1 protein-coding gene is annotated in these 775 nt (G+C 54.7%); it reads left to right on the plus strand.

Translation table 11 applies throughout. The features are described 5' to 3' along the window. Positions 1–38 precede the first annotated feature (38 nt). The coding region (locus CFN46_RS17365; protein ID WP_254918535.1) for an ISAs1 family transposase at positions 39–775 on the plus strand (737 nt) is incomplete at its 3' end.

Consider the following 775-nt stretch of genomic DNA (forward strand, 5'->3'; position numbering starts at 1 on the left):
AGGCTGGCGTGCCGAGTCACGATACCTTGGCCAGGGTGATGGCCCTGGTGAATGCTGAGCAGCTGCAAACTGCATTCGCTGAGTGGATGAAAAGTTGCCATGACGTGACTGAGGGCGCAGTGGTAGCCATTGATGGCAAGACATTGCGTGGCTCGTATTGCCGTGGCAAGAACAAGGGTGCGATCCACATGGTCAGTGCCTTCAGCGCGGCTAATGGTGTCGTGCTAGGGCAGGTGAAGACGGCGCAGAAGTCGAATGAGATTACGGCGATTCCCGAGCTGCTAAAGCTACTCAATCTGCAAGGCTGCTTGGTGACAATTGATGCCATGGGCTGCCAGAAAAAGATCGCCACTCAGGTCCTGCAGAAGGGTGCCGATTACCTGCTATCGGTAAAGGGGAATCAGCCAGCTTTGGCTGCCGCCTTCGAGACGGCATTCCCAATAACCAAGGTGGCGAGCTTTTCGGGAGACTCGTATATCACGGATGAAAAGAACCGCGGCCGGCAAGAGACGCGTTATCACATTGTGAGTGAGATTACTGAAGAGTTTCAAGAGCTTAGCTACGAATGGCCGGGCTTGAAAACGGTAGGGGTGGTGATGAGTTTTCGCCAAGAGGGCGATGAGGCTCCTGAAGAGCCGATGATCCGCTACTACATTAGTTCAGCCGAGTTGACCGCCAAGAAGCTCGCCGAAGCAGCTCGGCAGCACTGGCATATTGAGGCCAAGCTCCACTGGTCTTTGGATGTGGCGCTTCGTGAAGATGCCTGCAAAATCCA

It is taken from the genome of Cobetia sp. QF-1 (assembly GCF_002213105.1).
GTDB classification, from domain to species: domain Bacteria; phylum Pseudomonadota; class Gammaproteobacteria; order Pseudomonadales; family Halomonadaceae; genus Cobetia; species Cobetia crustatorum.